We start from the raw sequence: 22,755 nt of genomic DNA, 5'->3' as shown, positions 1-22,755 counted from the left end.
AACTCTATTATAAAACAAAACGCTTTAATTGTCTTGCTTGGTGTGTGAAAAAATGCACGATAATAACTACTTATGGCGTTCAGTCCTAATGACATGAACCTTTTGCCCCGGTAACCCAGACATTTTCAATGTTATTGCGTCTTGTGGCTTAACCCAGACTGATCCAATCGGATGATGTTTATTCTTTAAAATAGCAGACACTTCTTTCAAAACATGCCCATTCTTATCTGTCACATCATTAAATAATGTCAGTTTGGTTTTTTGTGGTGCAAAGTCAATTGAACGTCCAAGCTGTGTCACATTATACTGATTATCGACATGTTGGTTACCAACATCTGCAATATAATCACTCTGTCGCCGGAACTTTTGTCCAAAAGCCACCACTAAGTTGCAGTGCCCATCAGCATAAAAATCTTGAACAACCACCTTATTATTACCAAGATAAAAGTCAGATTGCAACAATTCACCATCACTAAAATACTGTTTAGCAAATAGTCGCCCGTCACGTCGATAAATATCTTTATAGTCAATTTTGCCGTCGTCATCATACCATGTCACAGCTTGTACTAGTCGTTTAGATTGACTAAACCATCTCACCTTTGCCAGCTCACGCCCAAAACTCATGATACTTTTAGTACCATCTTGATTGACGACAATTTGACTTTCATTTGGCACAATCAAGTCTGACCACCAAATACCTTTTGTGTCATCAATTGTTGAAAAATATTGTTGTCCATACATGTCAAACACCTTATCAGGTGACAATCCCATCTTTTTGATGAGGTAAACAGCATCTTCATGGGGTGTGGCAACCCATAATTCATCACTACGCCCGAGCTTAACTTGTTCGATTTGCCAAGCAATACCATCCAATTGCGTGATCGATAAAGAATTGATGATTTCAATTTTCATGATAGCCCCTCAACAACACGCGCCCACTGATCCGCTATTTTTTTAATTTGAAAGTTTTCAGCAGTCAATGTAGCGCCCTCCGATAACGTATCATAATCTGTGAAAATAAGTTGCATCGCTGCTGACAAATGAGCAATATTGGTAGCTTCATTTTTGTTATGACGATCAAATTCTGCTAAATGACCATTTTTACCATCTTTAATCAATGATTGTGCACCGTACAAATTAGCATAGGAGGCAACTGGTAGTGCTGCTCCCAATGCTTCAATATATGTCAGACCGAAACCTTCTGAATAAGACGCGGAAACATAAGCATCATAATTCAGCAGCTCGCGTGTAATCGACTGACAAAATCCCTTTAAAGTGATTTTGTCATTCAAATGGTAGTCGTTAATGAGCTGTTTTAATTTATCTTCTTCATTTCCCGTACCATATATTGACAAAGTGGCAGCAAAGCCCTTTTGATTAAGTTGCGCAATCGACTCAACAATGTGCGCTATCTTTTTTTCTGGATGCAGTCGTGAAACCGTGACGAATTTTGCAACATTACCAGCCCATTTTTTTGGCGCCGCAATTTGATTAACACCACCGACTGGAATCGCTATTATTTTATGAGGATCGACTGGTAAACCGCTATCACGCAATTGTGACAATATATCTTTTTGTTGTAAGGTTGTCGCCACAATCACTCTGTCAACATCATCTAAGTGATCAAACATATATTGATAATAGTTATTCCATACCGGTCGATTATTTTGATAAGAAACCAAGTGAGCTGCATGCACAATGTCAACAATTTTCAACTGATAACCTCGATTTTTCAAGGTAATAAGCACTTCCTCATTGTCAGTACCACGATCAATGAAGTAACAATTATGAGTAAATTCACGTTGCAATTCTAGTAAAAAAAACATGAGTAACTCTTCAAACGTCGCAAACAAATAATCACGGTCATGAAATCCCGAAACATGAATGTTAGTCATGATTTTACCAAGCGATTCAGAATGACGATAATGCCAAGCCACACGATGTTGTCCATTTTCTAAAATGACGCGGTCATCCCCAACTAAATAAACATTTTTTTTGCTATCAAACCGTTTACTTTTCAGTATCGTCGCCTGATATTGACCCGTCGTTTGTTGATGCACTACTCTTTGCGTGTCCACAAAATCTACTAAAGTTTGCTGTCGGTACACATTTGTGTGCGCTAATCCGTTTTGCAAATATTCTGAAGGATTATCGCTCAATAAATAGTCATACAAACCAATAACTTCATTTTCCTTTAAGCGCCACTCTTTCATGTGTTCATGCAATTGTGGTAGGTAATCAGTGTAAATCAACTTGAACACCATGTTTTTTTCACGAAAACATTGGGCGCGATAAAATTGCGCATGTTCCACACCGCTATTACTATGCCCAATCCGTTTGTTCACAAAAAAATTCATCATTGATACCTCTTACTAGGCTATTCTTATCATGATAATTATATACAAAAAAAGGAACTTTCCCAAGTTCCTCTAGCAATTGCCCCTGCTGGATTCGAACCAGCGCATGTCGGTACCAAAAACCGATGCCTTACCGCTTGGCGAAGGGGCAATAGTTAATTTATTTTGCCGTTAACTATTAAATCGGCAATGGGAGCGGTAGGATTCGAACCTACGAACCCGAAGGAACGGAGTTACAGTCCGTCGCGTTTAGCCAGACTTCGCTACACTCCCATATCTCAAACAACTATATTATAATACCAGAAAATGAGAGTGATAGCAAGCAATTTTGACATAAAAGACAAAATAAACGACGATTCGCTATATTGCACCCATTAACTAACCAAAACATATAATTGTTTGAGAACAAATCAGATGACTAATGTGTCATTTAGACCAGTCATCACCAGATTTGAACGCGTTTATCTGGCGCCAACCACATGCCATCAGTTTCTTTAACATCAAATGTCGTGAAAAAGTCGTCAAAATTTTTTACTTGTACGTTAACACGCGCCTTAGCAGGACCGTGTGGATCCACTGCCGCTAACAATTGCATGTACTCAGGACGTGCTTTCATACGCCAAATAGCAGCCCAATTGGTAAAGAATGCCTCCGATGAAAAATCCTCATCTCGTTTGGCAGCGGCCAAAGCAGCAGCTAATCCACCCAAATCAGCCACGTTTTCTGACACTGTCAACTTACCATTCACTTTAGCGCCATACGAATCTAAGCCATCAAATTGATCAACAACTTGCTGTGTACGTTCTTTGAAGGCAGCATAATCCGCATCAGTCCACCAATTATTCAAACTACCAAATTCATCAAATGACGCGCCATTGGTATCAAAAGCGTGAGAAATTTCATGAGCAATCACTGCACCAATCCCACCATAATTGGCTGATGAAGATTGATGTAAGCTATAAAAAGGTGCTTGTAAAATAGCTGCCGGAAAGAAAATTTGATTTTGTTGCGGATCATAGTAAGCATTGACCAAGTGTGCTGGCATTTGCCATTCATTTTCATCAACTGGTTGATGCCATTGTTGCCAAGTATGGGTAATCTCAATTTGCCTAAATTTAGCTGCAGATTCAAACAATGTCGCCCCTTCATCAACTGTCTTTTGTGACAAACGATCTGGCAGTTTATCAGGATAACCAATGTGAGGCACAATCGCGTTAAGTTTGATAATTGCTTTATCCCGTGTCGCCTGCGTCAACCAAGTAACGTTCTGCAAACGATTTTTATAGACATCAATCATCGTCGCTACCTTTGCTTCAACGTCTGCCTTTGCCTCTGGAGAAAATTTCTCATGTGCATAATACATACCAATCGCTTGGCTAAATGGTCCTGCTGCCAAGTAAAAAGCTGCTTTCTCGGTGCTTTTAGCTTCAGGCAAGCCTTGCAAAGCTCTCGCATAAGCGCCACCCAAGACACGCAAATCATCACTCAACAAATCAGTATATTCATTAGCAACATTTATAAGCAGATAGTCTTTCAATAATGGCCATGCATCCTCAGAATAAAATTGATCTGCAGAAGCCCAAAAACGCTCTGCAGGTACAATGATTTTATCCGGCATCTGTCCAATCAAAGCTTTGATAATATCATTTAGTGGCAAATCCGACGCTTGTTGAACAAAATTATCCCATTGATAAGGGTGATACAATTTGGCATATTCGTTTTGTTCCTCTCGGCTCAATGAAACACTTGCAATTCGGGCGTCCAAAGCAATGTAATTGTCAATCATTGTTTCCGCTTCATCACTTGAAAAACCAAACTGAGGCAATAATGTCATTTGCTGTTCACGAAATTTCGCGAGTAATACTTTAGCTTGCTCATTGTCGGGAGTGTAATATGTCGTGTCTGGCAGCAGTAATGGCAGACTACCAGCCCACAAAACATTTAGTTTGGCATTCTTGAAATCTGGGTCAATCCAAAAAGGCAATGCGTTTGGCAATCCCCTTTGCTCAAGTTCAGCAATATGGGATGCAAAATCAGCAAACGATTGATAACCTTTATATTGTTCCAGCAAAGGCAATACTGGCGCGACACCAATTTTATCCCGTGTTTGTGTATCGGACGTCAAACGATGATAAGCAATAAACTGCTGCAATATATCATCATCTGGTACGTTCTCACCGTTTTGCCATTCGTTAGTCGTTGACAACAACCACTTTTCAATCCCTACTGCTAAATCATTAAAACCCCCAGTTGAGGGCTTATCAGCTGGTATTTCAGCTGTTTTTGCCCACTCACCGTTAATTGCATCATAAAAATCATCTTGTAATTTTGTCATGTCAATTCTCATTTCTTTATCTTAATTAACTAATAAATATTATACACTTTTCGTTTTTGTTTACAAAAAAAGCCAACCAATAATGGTCGGCTAACAGGTGTTCATTTTTGTTGTTGCTTATATAGTTCTGCTTCTTCAGGCGTAGCCAATACAAAATGTCCTGGATTAACTTCAATCATGCTACGCTCTTTACCATCAGTTTCAATGGTTGTATCATAATCAATGTGCTGCCTCAAACTTTCAGCTTCAGGATCTGGTACTGGAATAGCAGATAATAGACTCTTTGTATAAGGATGTAATGGATGATTATAAACGGCATCTGAAGTACCAATTTCTAATAACTTACCCCAATGCATCACACCAATACGGTCTGAAATATATTTCACCATCGACAAATCATGGGCAATAAACAGATATGTTAATGAATGCCTTTTCTGCAATTCTTTCATTAAGTTAACAACTTGTGCTTGAATTGACACATCCAAAGCGGAAATAGGTTCATCTGCAATGATAAACTTTGGATCAACTGCCAACGCACGTGCAATCCCAATTCGTTGTCTCTGACCACCAGAAAATTCATGTGGATATCTCGTGGCGTGATCTTTGTTTAGACCAACCAAATCCAACAAATCCTGAACTTTAGCATTTCGTTCACTCTTTGACTTGGCCAGATGGTTGATATCGATGCCTTCAGCAATAATATCACGCACCTTCATTCGACCGTTCAAGCTAGCCTGTGGATCCTGAAAGATCATTTGTGCGTCTTTGCGGAAATTAGATAACTGTTTGCCCTTAAGTTTAGTGACGTCTTCACCATCAAAGGTAATCGTACCATCATTTGGTTCATATAACTTTAAGATAGTACGACCAATCGTCGTTTTACCAGAACCAGACTCACCTACTAAGCCAAACACTTCACCTTCATAGATGTCAAAACTGACATGGTCAATAGCCCGTACTTCATTGGCCTTTCCCTTGTTGAAGTACAATTGCAAATCATTCAGCTCAACCAATTTTTTTGGTGTTTCTTCAGTCATGATTAAGCCTCCTGTCCTTGTATTTCTTCCCATCGTGCCCAACGTTTCAAAATCTGTTCGGGTGGGGTCACTTTAGGTGCTCGCTCATCAAGTAGCCAAGTGGCTGCATAATGTGTATCACTAATTTTAAAGAAAGGTGGCTCTTCTTTACTATCAATGGCAAGTGCATACGAATTTCGCGGGGCAAAAGCATCACCTAGCGGTGGCTCCAACAAATCTGGTGGTGTCCCCGGAATAGCCTGCAATGACCCTTCAGCCGTATCCGTGGTTGGCATTGAATTTAACAGTCCCCATGTATAGGGATGCTGTGGATTAAAGAAAATTTCATCAACTGTACCATACTCAACGATTTTACCAGCGTACATGACAGCTACTCGATCAGCCATACCAGCAACAACACCCAAATCATGTGTGATAAAGATAATTGAAGAGTTTGACTGCTTTTGTAACTGCTTCATCAAATTCAAAATTTGTGCCTGAATCGTAACATCCAAAGCAGTAGTTGGCTCATCAGCTATCAAAATTTCAGGATCCGCAGCCAGCGCAATTGCAATAACAGCACGCTGCCTCATACCACCAGACCATTGATGAGGGTAATCGTTAATATGCTCTTCAGCGTTAGGAATACCAACGCCCTTCATCAACTCCAAAGCGCGAGCCAAAGCATCTTTTTCGCTCAACTCTTGATGTTTAATTAATGGTTCAGCAATTTGCTGCCCAATCTTCATTGTTGGGTCTAAACTAGTCATTGGATCTTGGAAGATCATCGCAATTTCATTACCACGAACATGTTGCCATTCTTCTTCGGACAATTCCAACAAATTTTTGTCTTTGAACAAAAGACGACTATTCTCAGGTATCACAGCATTTTTAGCATTCAGACCCATCAATGTCTTTGTTGTGACTGACTTTCCTGAGCCAGACTCACCAACAATTGCCAACGTTTCGCCTTGATTTAAATCAAATGACACGTCTCTAATGGCTTGCACCGTACCAGCATAGGTATTGAAATTGACGTGCAAATTTTCAACTCTTAATATAGGATTACTCATAAGTACTTGCACCTCTTAATCTTCACTAGCACGTGGGTCAAAGGCATCTCGTAACCCATCACCCAGCAAGATAAACGCCAACGAAATCAACACCAACACACCAGAAGGAATCAAAACCTGGTAAGGGTAGAATTGCAACATACTTTGAGCATCAGAAATCAATGAACCAAGTGAAGCCGTTGGTGGCTTAACACCCAAGTTAATGGCAGACAAGACCGCTTCAAACATGATTGCGCTTGGCACTGTCATCATGATTTGAACAATGATTGTACCAGCCATATTAGGAATCAAATGCTTAATCGCAATCTTAGTTGAACTTTCACCAAGAGATTTGGCAGCCAAGACGTAGTCACGCTCTTTCAATGAAAGTGTCATGTTACGTACTTGTCGTGCCATACTTAACCAACCCGTAATGGCAATCGCAATAATGATTGATGTGACACCGTTTCCCAGTAACAAACCAAACATAGTCACAACAATCAAATTAGGTACAGAGGAAAGAATTTCAATGATACGCTGCATGACAACGTCAACCCAGCCACCTTTCCAACCGGAGAATACACCGTAAGTAACACCAATTAACAAATCAATAAAAGTTGCTGAAATAGCGACTAACAATGAGATACGAAGTCCCACAATAACACGTTTTCCTAATGAACGACCAAGATTATCAGTTCCCAAAATGAAATTTTCTTTAACGTTATTGTTTTTATAGGGATCAGTAGTATCTGTGGCACCAGGCTCTTTCAACTTACCATTCCACCCTGGAATTGGTAACCCTGAGTTTGGTGGTAAGTTTTTATATTTACCAACGTTATCAGAATCAAAAGCGTTAGCTTTGTTTTGTGTTACGAAAAAATTTGATACTAATGCAAAGCCGAGAATAAACACCAAAAACCAAAGTGAAATCACAGCTAGTTTATTTAATTTTAATCGACGCCAAGCATCTTGCCAAAATGACAAGGCAGGCTTAGAAATATGTTCGTTGGCTTCGGAGTTTTGTGCGCCAACGATGACAAAGTCTTCTGTATTTGCAGCCATCATGAGCCTCCTTATTGCAACCGAACACGTGGATCAACAATTGCCGTCAAAATATCCGTAATCAAGATCATAACCATCAGCATCAATGCATATACGATAGTAGTTCCCATGATGACTGGAAAATCTTTAGTGGGAATTGAGGAAACGAATTGTTGCCCGATACCTGGAATTGAGAAAATATTTTCAATCAATGTGGAACCGGTTAACAAACCAGCCGCCATTGGTCCAATCAATGTTAGAACAGGAATCATAGAGTTACGGTAGGCGTGTTTATTAACAACCTCTTTCTCACTCAGACCTTTAGCTCGAGCCAACTGCACATAATCAGAACTCAATGATTCAATCATTTCAGATCGAACAAATCGTGTCACAACAGCTGCTGGTGAAACAGCCAGTGCCAATGTTGGCAATACTGATTGTGAAAACGAGTCTCCCCAGCCTGATACTGGGAATAATGGCCACTTGAAACCAAACAAGTACAAGAAGATAATACCTAATATGAAACTAGGCACTGAAATACCAAGTGTCGAAACAACACCCAATAGGCCATCAATTTTGTTGTTTTTATTACGCGCTGATGCGGCACCCATGAGCAAACCAGCAATAACGCCCACAACCAAGGCTTGTGCGCCAAGTTGTGCAGAAATTGGTAGACGCTGACCAATCAGCATACTAACACTTTGGTTTTGATATTGGAATGATGTTCCAAAATCACCACGAAAGGCGTTTACCAAGTAATGAAGATATTGTTGCCAAAGCGGCAAATCCAATCCATATGCTTTGTTCAATTGGGCAATCATTTGTGGCGTTAGCTTAGGGTTATTGAACGGTGTTCCTGGCATAATTTGCATCAGGAAAAAAGTTGCAGTAATCACTAAGAATAACGTGAAAATCAAAAGCGCCAATCGCTTTAAAATGTATTTCACCATAGTCTTGACTTCCTAATAAATAAGAATTGACATATGTCAATTCTCATTTTTAATTAAATGTAGTTTAATTCTATCATAAATCACTTACTTACGGTAGGCGTATTTGAAATCAATGTTCAATCCAGTCGTGTTAATGATAATGCCCTTAACACTTGGACGAGCCAATGAATATCCTGCACGGAAGTACAATGGGTTGAAGTTAGCATCCTTATACAATGCGGCTTCAGCAGTCTTATAGTCTGAGTCACGTGCTGAATCATTCAAAGCATCTGTTGTCTCTGCCTTTTTAACAGCTGCAGTATAAGCATCATTCTTGAATTGACCATCATTGTATGAAGCGCCATCCTTAAACAAATCATAGAATGTTGAGCCTTCTGGATAGTCACCACCCCAAAGCGTTACGACAGCCTCAAAGTTTTGTGTCTGTGAATCTGACAAACGTTGCTTGAATGGTACAAACTTTTCTTCAACCTTCAAACCTGGCAAAGCTTTTTGTAGTGATCCTTGTAAGTAGTCCAAAGTTGTCTTTGCAACTGGGCTGTCAGCATCAGAAGTGATTGTCAAAGTCATCTTTGTTTCACCAACTTCTTTCAAACCTTCAGCGAACAACTTAGCAGCTGCCTTAGCATCGTACTTGTAGCCAGGTGCTACGTACTTAGCTAAATCTTCACCTGATGCAGTCTTAGCCAAACCTTGTGGTGCCAAGCCAGTAGCTGGTGTTGAAATACCAGATGTTACTTGATCAACCAATTCTTTACGGTTAGTTGCAAGGTTCAAAGCCTGACGAATCTTTGTGTTAGCTAAGAACTTGTTCTTACCGGTTTGGTTATATTCGATATAAGCTGTGGTTGCTTCAGGAACCTTCACCTTATCCTTATTGCTCTTGTTGGCAGCATATAGTTCAGGTGTTGAGATTGAAGCGCGGTCTAGCTTGCCTTGCTTATACAATTGAACGGCCGTTTCTGGCTTTTTAACGACAGAGTAGTCGATTTCTTTTGTCTTAACACTCTTGGCATCCCAATAGTTATCATTTTTTACTAACTTAAAGCTGTTGTTAGTACCATTCCATCCTTCAAACTTATAAGGACCTGAATATAGTTGCTTTGCAGAAGTAGTACCATACTTCTTACCTTGCTTTTCAACAAAGCTTTGCTTTTGTGGCATGAAATTAGCAAATGTCAACAAATAGTTAAATTGTGGCATTGGACGTTCAAGTTGGAATGTAATAACATTACCTTTTGCTGAAACACCCAAAGTGCTAACTTTAGCTTTACCAGCAGTAATGGCATCAGCATTCTTCACACCCGAAGCAAGGTAAGCATATTGTGAAGCTGTCTTTGGATCAACAATACGTTGCCATGAATAAACGAAGTCTTTTGCTGTCAAAGATGAACCATCAGACCACTTCAAGCCACTTCGTAAAGTTGCTGTATAAGTCAAACCATCTTTTGAAACCTTAACTGACTTAGCCAATTCAGGAACAGCCTTACCCTTGGCATTCACACGCAACAAGTTAGCGCCCGTGTTACCGATGACTGTTCCAGAATAAGTATCCGTATTCTTTGAGATATCCAATGTTTGGATTTCTGTTGGGAAAGAAAACTTAAGTGCATTTGATGATCCATTTGAACCACCCCAGAGGCCAGCGGCGCGTGTTCCGCCACCTACCACAACGACAACGGCGGCGCCGATTGCCCATTTTTTCCATGTATCCATGTTAATATATCCTCCCGATATACTTTTTTGCTAACAATGGTATTAGTTTACCATGTGTATTTCTCATTTGCAATTCATTTTGTTATCTTTTAAGATTTTACTGCGATTTAACGTACAATATAACATTTATAGTAGAAATACACTGACAAACCGATCCTTATTTGGTCTGATTACCTCAATTAGCGTCAATTCTCTCTCATCAATTTAAGCTAACTTACTATCAAACCATCTTGCGATTAAGGACAAGCCGTAATTTAGTAAGAAATAAATTAGGGTAATCACAATCAACACAGGAATGATATACGTTGAATTCTGTGCATAGATAATTTGACCACGATAAGTCATTTCTGACAAGACAATTCCCATTGCCAAACTGGTATCTTTAACCAATGAAATCAACTGTGAAATAATTGGCGGAATCATTTTCTTATAAGCTTGTGGCAATACAATATAAAACATTGTTTGCAAATTGGAAAGACCATTTGCGCGTGCGCCTTCAAATTGCCCTTTATCAATCGACTCAAGTCCGCCACGAACAATTTCAGCCAACATTGAAGACTCAAACGTGCTCATAGCAACCACTGTTGCCCAGAATATCGGCAAGTGAATGCCTAATTTTGGTAAGGCAAAATAAACAAAGAAAATAATCAATAGCAAGGGTAAGTTACGGATAATATTATTAATTGTCCCAACGAACTTTGAAAAATATGGTAATCTCTCAAATTGAATAATACCGATCACCGAACCTGCAATGAAGCTTAAAATAACTGAAATAACTGAGACACCCACTGTAATGCCTAAACCACCCAACAAATATTGGACGTTCTGTGGTGTAAAGGCGTCAAAAATTCCTAATGTAACCATAATGTCCTCCTTAAGCCGCGTGCTTTAGTTTACGTTCAAGATGCTGCATGTAGTAACTCAACGGCAATGTAATCACTAGATAGAAAAGCGCCACAATAATATATGTGCCAAACGTGTCAAAAGTGTTAGCCGCAACCATATTGCCTTGATACATTAAATCAAGACCACCGACAAAAGCCAAAATAGATGAGTTTTTTACTAAATTAATGAATTGATTACCCAGCGATGGCAAGGCTATTTTAAACGCCTGTGGCAAGACAATGTGTTGCATCGCCTGCCAGAAAGATAAACCATTAGCACGAGCACCTTCCATTTGTCCACTGTTCACTGATAAAATACCCGCGCGGACGGTTTCTGCAATAAAGGCTGATGTGTATAGTGATAGGGCAATTGTTCCAGCAGTGAACCCATTCATTGGTATCACTTTTGCAACAACTAAGAAGAAAAAGAAAGTGATAATCAACAAGGGAATATTACGAAAAACCTGAACGTAAATGTTACCAACTTTTTGTACCCATTTTTGGGGTAAAATTTGCAAAATGGCAAAGAAAGTACCCAGAATCATTGAGACAACTAGCGCAATAACGCTTGATAATAACGTATAACCGAATCCTTGCAAAAATGTCGAAAAATTATTCTGTAATAAATCCATTATTTCGCCTCCAATTCATGCCAATCGAGACCAGGCACATTACTGAACCATTTTTTAATCAATTTATTGTATACACCATTTTTCTTCAATGTAGCCAAGGCTTTATTGGTCTCTCGAATCATTGGTCCTTGATCATTATCAAAAGCAATACCATAAGGTCCGTGTGTAAATGTGCCACCAACAATTTGATAATCAGGGTTTTCAGTTGCAAAACCATATAAGATTGCATTGTCGGTCGACATTGCTTGACCTTGTCCGGCCTTTAATGCTTGCATGCCAGTTGCATAGTCTTGAACGGCCAACAATTTCGCTTTAGGTGCGAACTTTTTAGTTTCTTCCGCAGCTGTTGTACCTACGACCACAATAATCGTGTACTTTGAGTCATTCATATCCTTAATTGACTTGATGCCCGAATCCTTTTTAACTAGAATTGATTGTCCGGCATCAAAATACTGTTTTGTAAAGTCAATAATTTTTTCACGTTCTGGCGTGATAGTCATTGTTGAAACAGTACCATCAATATTGGTATTTTTTAAAAGTTGAATTTTTGACGATGATGAAACGGGTACAAATTCAGCAGACATCGGTACACCAGTTTGCTTGGATAACTGTACCGTCAGTGCTTTGGCGATATCAACATCAAATCCTTTAGAAACACCAGTTTTTGTATCCATCAAACCAAATAATTTTGTATCTGCTTTAACACCCCACACAATCCGGCCTAGTTTTTCAACACGCGCCAAAGTGTCTTGATGTTCTTGATTTTTCTTAGCGGTAGCTGTTGCCCACATTAGACCGAGGACAATAACGGCAGCTAAGACGATTGTGGCAATAATGCCGAATTGTCTTTTTTTAGCTTTTTCCATAATAATGTCGCATTAAAAATTTTACCGATTATTGTTGGCATCAATAAAGTTTTTAACACTTTTCCTCCCAATCTAAATTTTAGTGATGCTCAACCTGGCTCAAGAATTGTTGCGCTCGTGGTTCAGTTGGATTATTAAAGAATGCTTCTGTTGAGCTATCTTCAAGGATTTGACCGTCAGCCATAAAGATAACACGGTCAGCAACTGCTTTAGCAAAACTCATTTCGTGCGTCACAACTAGCATGGTCATTGACGAATCTTTAGCAATGTCACGCATAACATCCAAAACATCCCCAATCATTTCTGGGTCCAACGCTGAGGTAGGTTCATCAAATAAAAGCGCCTTTGGTTGCATAGCCAGTGAGCGAGCAATCGCAACACGTTGCTTTTGACCACCAGAAAGTTCGGAAGGCATATTAGCAGCCTTGTCTGCCAAGCCAACTTTTTCTAACAATGCCATTGCCATTTTTTTGTTTTCAGCTTCGTCTCTTTTTAAAACAAGACGTGGTGCTAACATGATGTTTTCAATTGTTGACTTGTTATCATACAAATTAAAGTGCTGGAACACCATGCCAACATTCTTACGAATACGGTTGATGTCAGTTTTAGGATCATGAAGATCAAAGCCGTTGACAAGTAACTGACCTTCTTGAATTTCTTCCAATCCATTAACGGTACGAATTAAAGTTGATTTTCCTGACCCAGATGGTCCAATCAAAACAACTGTTTCGCCCTCATCAATTTCCAAATTAATGTTCTTAAGCGCATGAAAATTCCCGTAATATTTCTCAACATTCTTAAATTCAATCATTGACATGACCTAATTCTCCTTTTCACTTGTTGTGATTGCCTTAAGCACTCACGATATCAAAAAAAACTGGACGAACGTAGAGTTCTAGTCCAGTCTGTTCTAGTTCCATTTTACGCACATTTTGTCAATTTAGTCAAAGTTATGTCAGGTTTTATAACAAATATATTAATTTCAACTTTTATTCAACAATAGCATCATTGGCGCCTTGCAAACGATACAAGTCATAATACCGTCCTCTCTGTGCTAACAACGACTCGTGCGTACCACGTTCAACGACACGTCCTTCATCCAAAACAAGGATTAAATTAGCATCTTTAATGGTAGATAGTCGATGGGCAATAGCAATAGTTGTCCTATTTTCGCGCATTTTTTTCAGTGACTTTTGAATCAAGGTTTCAGTCTCAGTGTCGACATTTGCCGTTGCTTCATCCAAAATTAAAATTTTTGGGTCTTGCACAATAGTTCGTGCAAAGCTAATTAATTGTTTTTCCCCGGCAGAAAAACCAGAACCGCCTTCTTGAACTTTGGCTCTATATTGATTATCTAATTTTTCAATGAAAGTATTGGCACCTACAAATTCGGCAGCTTCCCTCACACGCGCGTCAGAAATACTGTCATCATACATTCGGATATTAGAAGCTACATCACCAAAAAACATAAACGGTTCTTGCAAAACTAATCCCATTTTTTGACGTAAGTTTTTCATGCTAACATCTCGAATATCCTGCCCGTCAATCAAGATTTCGCCACTTTGAAACTCATAAAAACGCATCAATGTATTAATCGTTGAGCTTTTCCCAGATCCTGTATGTCCCACCAAGGCGATCGTTTCCCCTGGATTAGCTGTAAATGTCAGGTCCTTTAGAATTTGATGCTGACCATCATAACTAAAATTGACGTGCTTAAATTCTATCTTGCCATCGGTAATATCACCTTGCGCATTTGTATTTTGAGCAGGGGAATATGTTTCATCTGCTAAAATGCCCAAAATTCTGTAGCCAGACACTAATCCTTCTTGAAATGGACTGAACAAACTCATAATATTTTCTAATGGTCCAAAAATGTTATTTAAATAGGTAGTAAATGCATAAATTACACCAGCGGCTACCACTGTATGCATTGACAATTCACCGAAATACCAAAGGATTAGCACTGTTGCACCACCTAATAACATGTCAATCATAGGCTCGAGTAATAATGCATCTGCCTTAACCATTTTAAATCTAGCATTAAAGTATTCACCGTTAATTCTTGAAAACTCTTTTTTAAAGCGGTCTTCTTGGTAAAACTCTTGAATCACATCAATACCAGTAATACTTTCAGCAATTTTTGCATTCAGTGCCGACAACCTTTCTCGCATGTGCCGAAAAAGGCTCGATGAAAATCGCTGATAAGCAATGATACTAGCAACAATGAATGGCACAACGACTAACATAAGTAGTGTTGCCTTCACATCAACTGTCCACATACCGATATAGGCACCAATCATACTCATGACAGCAAATGTTAATTCCATAAAAAATCGCCAAAAGTCAGCAAGCGACGCTGTATCATTGTTCACACGCGTCACTAATGATCCCGCAGGTACTTGATCAAAAAATCGCATCCCTAGCGTGTGCAATTTTTTAAAGACACGAACTCGAATATCCTCTAAAGCATATTCACCCGCCACCGAAAAATAATAGGCATTCAAAGCATCCGTGATTGCCTGTAAAATTCGAATGACAGCCACCAATACAGCAAAACTAATTGTTATCTGTAAAGGGACACTCGTCGTTTGATGCAAATAGTTTGTCATATAATAAGAAATCACACGTGGTGCGGCGGCCTGCAATAATGCAAAAGCGGCCCCAATTGACAAAGCCCAAATGAACATCGCTCGAAATGGCTTAGCCATCTTGATTAACGTCCAAATAACATGAAGTTGTTCTTTTACGGGAATACTTTTAGCCCAAACTGATTCATTTTTTTCAGGCATTATTTTCCTCCTTTGCTGACAACTGTTCATCTAATTGTGTCGCTAATTGCTGTTGCGCATACATATGCGCGTACCAACCGTTTAACGCTAACAATTCAGCATGCGTACCGCGTTCCTTGATTTGACCATCGTCAAAAACAATAATTTCATCAGCATTCATGACCGAACTAATACGATGAGCAGCAATAATAGTCGTTTTATCTTGTCGTTCTGCTTTTAACGCACCCAAAATTTGTTTCTCCGTGCGTGCATCAACAGCTGATAAGGCGTCATCTAGTATCAAAATTTCTGGATCAACAATTAAAGCGCGCGCAATAGCCAAGCGTTGCTTTTGCCCACCAGATAAGCTAACACCATGTTCCCCTACCTCTGTTTCATAGCCCGCTGGAAAACCTAAAACATCGTCGTGAAAGGCAGCTTTTTTTGCAGCTGCCTCAACTTCTTCCCTTGTTTTAGTCAAATCTGCAAAACGAATATTATCCAATACTGTCGTTGAAAACAAAAAGTTTTCTTGTGCCACATAGCCAATTGCTTTCAGATAAGCTTTTAACTTATATTGTTTGATATCAAAACCACCCACAGTGATATTTCCTTGATAATCGTCAAACTGACGCAGCAGCAATTTGATTAGTGTGGTTTTTCCGGCACCGACACGGCCAACTAGCCCTAGCGTTTCGCCAGCTTTGACTGTCAAATGAACATCAGATAAAGCAGTTGTTGTCTCGTCATCAGGGTACTTAAATTCATCAATGTTTATGGTAACATCCCCATGAGCTAAAGTTTCACGACCTGATTCATCTTCAATAATAGCCGATTTTTCTGCCAGAATTTCCTGAACTCGCATGTATGATGCGTTGCCACGTTCCAACACATTGAATAACTGTCCCAAACCAAACATTGGCCAGACTAACAAACCCAAATAAGTAGAAAAAGAAACCAGTTGGCCAATCGTGATTGTCTGATTTGTGACCAAAGAACCACCATACGTTACCATAACCACATAACTAATTGTCATCACAAGCGTTGCCATGGGCCCAAACATTGAATCAATTCTAGCCACCTTTTTATTGATTGCAATTGTGTTTTGGACTTCACTTGTAAAAGATGCGACGTCTTGTTGTTCTTGCCCTAAAGTTTTAATCGCTTTGATTCCAGCAATTGATTCTTGTGATTTATTAGAAAGCCGTGAAAAAGCTTCTTGCGAGGCAGTAAAAGCACGTCTAATCTTTGGTGACAAATAGCGGACACCCCAAGCCAGCAAAGGTAATGGCAAAACACCGATCAGTGTCAAGCGCCAATCGACAACAAAGGCCATTGAAATGACTGTGAATATAATAATAACGATCGAATCAACTAGCATTAACACACCACCAGAAGCAACTCTTTGAATTGCCGAAAGATCGTTAGTTGCATGTGCCATCAAATCACCGGTACGACGACGTTGGTAGAATGTCGTATCCATTTGCATATAATGATCAAATAATTGTTGCCTTAATGTGCGCTCCAACAAAGCTGACCCTTGAAATATATGTGTGATCCATGCATAACGAAAGCCATACATCAAAATAGAAAATAGTAGAATGCCACCACCATAAATCAATAAATTTTGACTGGTGACTTCTCGCGCTACTAAAATATCGGTAAACCGCCCAATAAGCGCCGGCGATACCATTTGTGAAATTTCCGTCAGCAACAAAAAAGACAACCCTAAGATGTAGAGCCGCTTATTGGCCTTGAAAAACCACATTAACTTACTAAAAATACTCATTTTCTCTCCAAACTAAGCAAAATTAAAGTTATCTAATAACATATCATACTTTTATAACAGTTGTATATATTTTTATCTAAAAACTATTATAACTACTGCCATTGCTACAAAGAATAAAAGACTACCCCAAACAATCTGTGCTTTCTTTTTAATATTCATCACACCAGAAAACTCGCGCAAAAAAGCAATAATTCGATATGGGAAAGGGCTCTTACCACCACGCCCACTAGCAGTTACCTTTTGTTGTTGTGCTAATGTTGCACCCCGCAAAATGTGATAATCACTACTATAAAAGGTAAATGGCGTGTGTAACATTTCTGATGAATTTCTGATGTTTTCAAACGTATTGCGTGATTGATCTTCTAGCCTTGTCTTTTCAATCGGGACATGAAGCTCTTTCACAGCATAATCTCGCATGGCTTGAGCCTCTGATATCAGCTCATCTTCCCCCTGACCACCTGAAAAAACAATCATCGGATAGGGCGTCATTTGTTTAGCATCTTTAACAGCTGCTTTAATACGTTGACTAACAATGCGACCAACAAAATAGCCATCAACCAATCCACCGCCCAATACCACCAATGGACCTACTTCGGGACGCTTGACAACCAATCCGTAAATCATACTCGTAATGAAAAAACGTAAAAATTGCCATAACACAAATAAAGCCAACCATGAAATGACACCGCGTAATTGCCAGATATCTGATGGCAGCCATTGTGGTAAATAAATAGAGACATTAAGCACAACATAAAAAATAATCATGCCAGACAAAATGATGTTAGTCACTGTATGCCCGGACTCATGCCACTTTTTATAACTATAAAACAGTAACACTAATAAAAGACTCAATCCCAAAAAGTCCCCAATCACGCCAACTATCAGTGCAACACGATAAACGACATTATTATCAGTTCTAAAAAGTGTATACATGAAATACCCAAAAACGGCGAGCATAAAAAGCACGTATGCGCCAACTTGTAAAGAAGCCACATTCGTCCTGATTTGGTAATTCAGCAATATAGCTAAGCTGAAAAATACGATGATTATAATGATTTCATTGATTATCATGCCTCAATTGTAACACGCCACCCACACCGATATTGCATGATCTTAATCTTTAAAAAATGAATGATAATAAAAAAGCGCTTACTGGCACTTTTTTATTTTGTCACTGGAAACTTCTCGGACGCACCTTCCGGCACCTTAACTAAGTTGAGTGCTACAAGACGCTCTGCAATTTGAACCGTATTCCATGCCGCACCTTTTAGTAGATTGTCTGACACAACCCACATGTGGAAACTATCATCATTTTCCAAATCAGGACGTACACGACCAACAAATGTCTCGCGTTTACCAGCTGCATTAACTGGTTGTGGATATAATTGTTCTGCTGGATTATCCTCTAGCACAACGCCAGCAGCTGAACGCAAAGCTGCTTGAATGCTAGCAGTTGTTGCTCCAGCGCCGTCATTAGTTTCAAAATAAACCGTTTCCCCATGTCCAATAGGTACAGGAACGCGCACAGCTGTACCAGTTACTTTGACAGCTTTTGAATTTTTGTCACCAAACATGATTTTCTTAGTTTCATGAATCATCTTCCATTCTTCATGTGTATAGCCATCATCTTCAAAAACGTCGATTTGTGGTAATAAATTATATGCCAATGGATAATGATGTTGCGCCCCTTTGACAGGTAAAATGTTAGCGTGTACTGGTTCACCAGCATTATAAGCAGTTGTTTCGGCCACCAATTCATTCCAAGCAGACTGACCAGCACCTGACGCCGCTTGATATGTTGATACTATGACCCGCTTCAAGCCAAATTGTTGTTTAATAGGTGCTAATGCGACCACCATTTGAATGGTCGAGCAATTAGGATTTGCGATAATGCCATTATGCGATGATAATGCGCTTTCATTAACTTCAGGAACAATGAGAGGCACATCATCATTCATGCGCCAATAACTCGAGTTGTCAACAACCACTGCCCCGCGTTTAACCGCTTCTGGCGCATATTGGGCTGAAACTGAGCCACCACCACTTGCCAAAACCAAATCAACACCATCAAAGCTGTCTGGCGCGGTCGCTTCAACAGTAATTTTTTCACCTTTAAATTCTAATTGTTTACCTGCTGAACGTGGTGAAGCCAATAATTTCAACGAATTCACTGGTATTGTAGACTGCTCCAGTTGTTCAATAAGTCTCGTCCCCACAGCACCCGTGGCACCTAAAATAGCGACATTATATGATTTTGTCATGATTTTCTCCTAATCTACTAAAATACGATGTATCCGTTCATGGAAACCTGTGGTGATTTCCCACGGTGCTAATTTGGCATATTGCGCCACATCTTCTACCGTGTTTTCTAAATCACCGTCCACGCCGATAAATGTTACTGTTGTGCCAAGTGGATATTCATGTGGCAAACGAATCATCAGTTGATCCATGGCAATTTGTCCTACAATTGGTACATATTGTCCGTCAACAATCACATTAAAACCAGTTAATGAACGCAACCACCCATCCCCATAACCAATTGGAACTGTCCCAATCCACTCGTCTTCGGAAGTGGTATAAATATGAGAGTAACTAATGCCTTCTCCAGCTGGTAATTTTTTAACAAAATTCATCTGACTACGTAACGATAATACAGGCATCAAATCATGACCATCAGCTAACTCACCACGCGATGGTTCAATACCATAAATCACAGTGCCAACTCGAATAACTTCATGTGGTACTTCATTTGGATGATACAGCGCTGCACCAGAATTCGCTACATGATAATACTCAGGCTTTGGTAAACCGTCAGTCAAAGCATGCCAACGTTTGAGCTGCTTCTCAAAATAGCGTGTGTCAGATGAATCGGATTCAGCAAAATGGGTGCATAAACCGACATATTCGAATTTATCTGCATGTGCCTGTACAAAAGCAATTGCTTCAGCAACTTCTGCACGTTCTCGAAAACCAATGCGCCCCATTCCCGTATCTAGCCCCAAAGTTACTGGTAAACGCTGTTCACCACTCAAGTGTTGTTCTGCTATTTTCAGCCAATCTATCGAGACAACTGTCGCCATAATATGTTGCACAGCCATTAATTCGGCGTACTCTGCTGGTGAAATGCCTAGAATCAAAATAGGAACTGTCAACCGTTGATGTCGTAGTGCTAGCGCTTCATCAATGATAGCAACAGCAAGGCCGTACACACCACCGGCCACTGCAGCTTCAGCCATTGTATGCAAACCGTGACCATAACCGTTTGATTTTACAGCTAGAAAAACTTTATCAGCACCAGAAGTGGCTTTCACCACTTCAATGTTATTTTTAACTGCCGCCAAAGAAATTGTCATCTCAGTTGGTCTTGTAATTGCTTCTACCATCAGTCCCTTTAAGCACGTCCATTAAATCAATGTCGCACATTTGCCTTTCTATATAGAAAAAATCCACAGCACACAAACTAGTAGCCATGGATTCCAATTATATTGCAATCAACCACATAGCACCCCGCTTGCGCGACAGTTCGCCAGTTATTGACTAACGACCCAGCTAACTAACCTTACAGTACTAGTGCTTCGGCTATTTCCCCTTTGACTTGCTTCCTCGTATCTGTAAATACTCCACAAGCTACTGATGTCAATAGCAACCTCTATGATTTTTAAATTGTTATTATTGTATTCTAATTTTTCTTATTTGTCAAATAGCCAATTTAAATTCCGTTTAATATTTTTGAATTATGATATAGTTAAAATAGTGCGATATTAAGGATTATTTTATGCGTAAAATACTGATTATCTTTTTAGCCAGTTCTTTCATAGTAACGCCAGCAAGCGCAAGTACCATTCAAAATCCAACCATTAGTTGGAAAAAAGTCATCAAGAAAACTGACAGCGATGTAACTGTTATTGCTAGTATTCGTGATTTATCAACTGGTAAGACTTATACCTATCGCAATAGCAAAACTAAAAAAATCATGATGGCGTCAACCATTAAGGTTTCCATTTTGGAAGCACTCATGATTCAAAAACAAAATGCTGGCGAAACCTTAACTGCTGATGAAAAAGAAAATGCAACACAAATGATTACTAATTCTGACAATGATGCTGCTACGGCATTATGGACAGAAATTGGTGGTGATGATGGTCTAAATAATTTTTGGCACAGCATTGATGTTAAAATCACACAGGCCACTTATTTCGGTGAAACAATGGCCACTGCTAGCCAACAAAATAAAATACTTGATCAACTGTATAACAAAAATTCATTATTAAATACAACCTCAAAAGCCTATATCTTGTCCTTGATGAGTAATATTTCAGATACACAAGACTGGGGTGTTAGTACCGGCGCTAAAGATGTCGCTTTAAAAAATGGTTGGATGACAGATTACAATGCCGATAACGGCACTTGGATTGTCAACTCTAGCGGTAGTATTGATGACAAATATATTTTAACAATTTATACAACAGGCAACAGTGATTACCAAACTGGGGTTACCTTAGTCAATAATTTAAGCAAAGCTGCAAACAAACAACAAAATAAAAAAATGACAACACCTGCTAGTATTTGGGAAAAAATAAAGGCTTTACTCGTTTGATTAGCCGCTCAATTCCTCGTATAATAGATTTAACGACTATGAAGAAATGATGGAAATTATGACACAACTTGTAACTGCAAACGAAATGCAACAAATTGATCAATATACGATTGATGTCATTGGCATGCCACAAGATGTTTTAATTGAACGTGCTGCTATGGCGGTAGTTGATGTCGTTGGTGCTGGCCACTTTGATCTCAATCATGTTCTGGTATTGGCTGGGCTAGGCAATAATGGCGCTGACGGCGTTGCCATTGCGCGACTACTCTATGCACAGGGCATTAACGTTTCGCTACAATTTGTAGGCAACGTTAATCGGGCCAAAGATAGTGTCAAACGACAACTGTCTATTATTGAGGCCTACGGTGTTGTTCGCTCTGAAAAAAGTGACTTCAACGAAGCAACGCTGATTATTGATGCTATTTTTGGCGTCGGCCTTAATAATGATTTACCAGAAGGTCTGCAAAAAATGATTAAAGCAGCCAATCATATTGAAAAACCGGTTATTGCTGTCGACGTTCCCACGGGGGTCGACGCAACTACTGGCGAGGTCAGAGGAGCAGCATTAAAAGCCCATACAACAGTTACCTTTGGTTTTAAAAAAGTCGGCCTAACAAAACGCGTAGGTGGCTACCTGTCTGGTGATACTATCGTGAAAGATGTTGGTATGCTTGTACCTGATGATTTTGAGTTTAGTCTGCCAATAATGCAAGCCACAGTAACCGAGAACGCAACTATTTAAGTATTACACA

The 22,755-nt window shown here is 39.5% G+C and carries 19 protein-coding genes, 2 tRNA genes and 1 riboswitch; of the genes, 2 read left to right on the top strand and 19 right to left on the bottom strand.

Features of this window, described 5'->3' with window-relative positions; translation table 11 throughout:
• Positions 1–66: 66 nt before the first annotated feature.
• The 19 genes from FF105_RS04945 to alr all read right to left on the bottom strand — a co-directional run bounded on the left by FF105_RS04945 (position 67) and on the right by alr (position 20,789).
• Entirely contained in the window at positions 67–912 is an 846-nt protein-coding gene (locus FF105_RS04945; protein ID WP_010295918.1) for a glycosyl transferase, read from the bottom strand.
• Positions 909–2,357, bottom strand: a complete 1,449-nt coding sequence (locus tag FF105_RS04940) for a glycosyltransferase (protein WP_168441509.1) — start codon at positions 2,355–2,357, stop codon at positions 909–911. The genes FF105_RS04945 and FF105_RS04940 overlap by 4 nt, the downstream gene beginning before the upstream one ends.
• Before the next feature lie 79 nt (positions 2,358–2,436).
• A tRNA-Gln gene (locus FF105_RS04935) sits at positions 2,437–2,508 on the bottom strand.
• A gap of 39 nt (positions 2,509–2,547) precedes the next feature.
• Positions 2,548–2,630, bottom strand: a tRNA-Tyr gene (locus FF105_RS04930).
• 169 nt (positions 2,631–2,799) lie between these two features.
• Positions 2,800–4,692 (bottom strand): M13-type metalloendopeptidase, encoded by a 1,893-nt coding sequence (locus FF105_RS04925; protein ID WP_010295921.1) that lies wholly within the window; start codon positions 4,690–4,692, stop codon positions 2,800–2,802.
• Between the two features lie 101 nt (positions 4,693–4,793).
• A complete protein-coding gene (locus FF105_RS04920; RefSeq protein ID WP_010295924.1) occupies positions 4,794–5,729 on the bottom strand; it encodes an ABC transporter ATP-binding protein in 936 nt (311 codons plus the stop codon).
• A gap of 2 nt (positions 5,730–5,731) precedes the next feature.
• Complete coding sequence (locus FF105_RS04915) at positions 5,732–6,781, bottom strand: ABC transporter ATP-binding protein (RefSeq protein ID WP_010295928.1); 1,050 nt, start codon at positions 6,779–6,781, stop codon at positions 5,732–5,734.
• Positions 6,782–6,796: 15 nt separating this feature from the next.
• Positions 6,797–7,822, bottom strand: coding sequence for an ABC transporter permease (locus tag FF105_RS04910; RefSeq protein WP_010295931.1), 1,026 nt, complete (start codon positions 7,820–7,822; stop codon positions 6,797–6,799).
• Positions 7,823–7,833: 11 nt separating this feature from the next.
• Positions 7,834–8,751: an ABC transporter permease gene (locus FF105_RS04905; RefSeq protein ID WP_139967604.1), complete on the bottom strand. Its 918-nt coding sequence runs from the start codon at positions 8,749–8,751 to the stop codon at positions 7,834–7,836.
• Between the two features lie 84 nt (positions 8,752–8,835).
• Complete coding sequence (locus FF105_RS04900; protein WP_010295934.1) at positions 8,836–10,467, bottom strand: peptide ABC transporter substrate-binding protein; 1,632 nt, start codon at positions 10,465–10,467, stop codon at positions 8,836–8,838.
• Between the two features lie 204 nt (positions 10,468–10,671).
• Positions 10,672–11,331 (bottom strand): amino acid ABC transporter permease, encoded by a 660-nt coding sequence (locus FF105_RS04895; protein ID WP_010295938.1) that lies wholly within the window; start codon positions 11,329–11,331, stop codon positions 10,672–10,674.
• 10 nt (positions 11,332–11,341) lie between these two features.
• Entirely contained in the window at positions 11,342–11,983 is a 642-nt protein-coding gene (locus tag FF105_RS04890; RefSeq protein WP_010295941.1) for an amino acid ABC transporter permease, read from the bottom strand.
• The gene (locus tag FF105_RS04885; protein WP_010295944.1) at positions 11,983–12,849 is read right to left on the bottom strand and encodes a transporter substrate-binding domain-containing protein; all 867 of its coding nucleotides are present in this window, start codon (positions 12,847–12,849) and stop codon (positions 11,983–11,985) included. The genes FF105_RS04890 and FF105_RS04885 overlap by 1 nt, the downstream gene beginning before the upstream one ends.
• Before the next feature lie 79 nt (positions 12,850–12,928).
• The gene (locus tag FF105_RS04880; RefSeq protein WP_031941379.1) at positions 12,929–13,666 is read right to left on the bottom strand and encodes an amino acid ABC transporter ATP-binding protein; all 738 of its coding nucleotides are present in this window, start codon (positions 13,664–13,666) and stop codon (positions 12,929–12,931) included.
• 172 nt (positions 13,667–13,838) lie between these two features.
• Positions 13,839–15,638, bottom strand: a complete 1,800-nt coding sequence (locus FF105_RS04875) for an ABC transporter ATP-binding protein (RefSeq protein ID WP_010295950.1) — start codon at positions 15,636–15,638, stop codon at positions 13,839–13,841.
• On the bottom strand, positions 15,631–17,406 hold the full coding sequence (locus FF105_RS04870; RefSeq protein ID WP_010295953.1) for an ABC transporter ATP-binding protein: 1,776 nt from the start codon (positions 17,404–17,406) through the stop codon (positions 15,631–15,633). Before FF105_RS04870 ends, FF105_RS04875 begins: the two co-directional genes overlap by 8 nt.
• A 72-nt stretch (positions 17,407–17,478) precedes the next feature.
• On the bottom strand, positions 17,479–18,477 hold the full coding sequence (locus FF105_RS04865; RefSeq protein ID WP_031941380.1) for a YdcF family protein: 999 nt from the start codon (positions 18,475–18,477) through the stop codon (positions 17,479–17,481).
• A 92-nt stretch (positions 18,478–18,569) separates the two neighbouring features.
• A complete protein-coding gene (locus FF105_RS04860) occupies positions 18,570–19,667 on the bottom strand; it encodes an aspartate-semialdehyde dehydrogenase (RefSeq protein ID WP_010295958.1) in 1,098 nt (365 codons plus the stop codon).
• Between the two features lie 9 nt (positions 19,668–19,676).
• A complete protein-coding gene (gene alr, locus FF105_RS04855; RefSeq protein ID WP_010295960.1) occupies positions 19,677–20,789 on the bottom strand; it encodes an alanine racemase in 1,113 nt (370 codons plus the stop codon).
• A gap of 109 nt (positions 20,790–20,898) precedes the next feature.
• A riboswitch (Lysine riboswitch) is annotated at positions 20,899–21,066 on the bottom strand.
• 115 nt (positions 21,067–21,181) lie between these two features.
• Here alr and FF105_RS04850 point away from each other — a divergent pair.
• Both FF105_RS04850 and FF105_RS04845 read left to right on the top strand, forming a co-directional pair.
• A complete protein-coding gene (locus tag FF105_RS04850; protein WP_010295962.1) occupies positions 21,182–22,003 on the top strand; it encodes a serine hydrolase in 822 nt (273 codons plus the stop codon).
• Between the two features lie 58 nt (positions 22,004–22,061).
• The gene (locus FF105_RS04845; RefSeq protein WP_031941381.1) at positions 22,062–22,745 is read left to right on the top strand and encodes an NAD(P)H-hydrate epimerase; all 684 of its coding nucleotides are present in this window, start codon (positions 22,062–22,064) and stop codon (positions 22,743–22,745) included.
• Positions 22,746–22,755: the final 10 nt, after the last annotated feature.

This window comes from Leuconostoc sp. UCMA20149 (assembly GCF_030400235.1).
GTDB classification, from domain to species: Bacteria; Bacillota; Bacilli; order Lactobacillales; family Lactobacillaceae; genus Leuconostoc; species Leuconostoc pseudomesenteroides.
The sequence above is the reverse complement of the archived record's forward strand: the minus strand, read 5'-3'. Positions and strand labels throughout refer to the sequence as shown.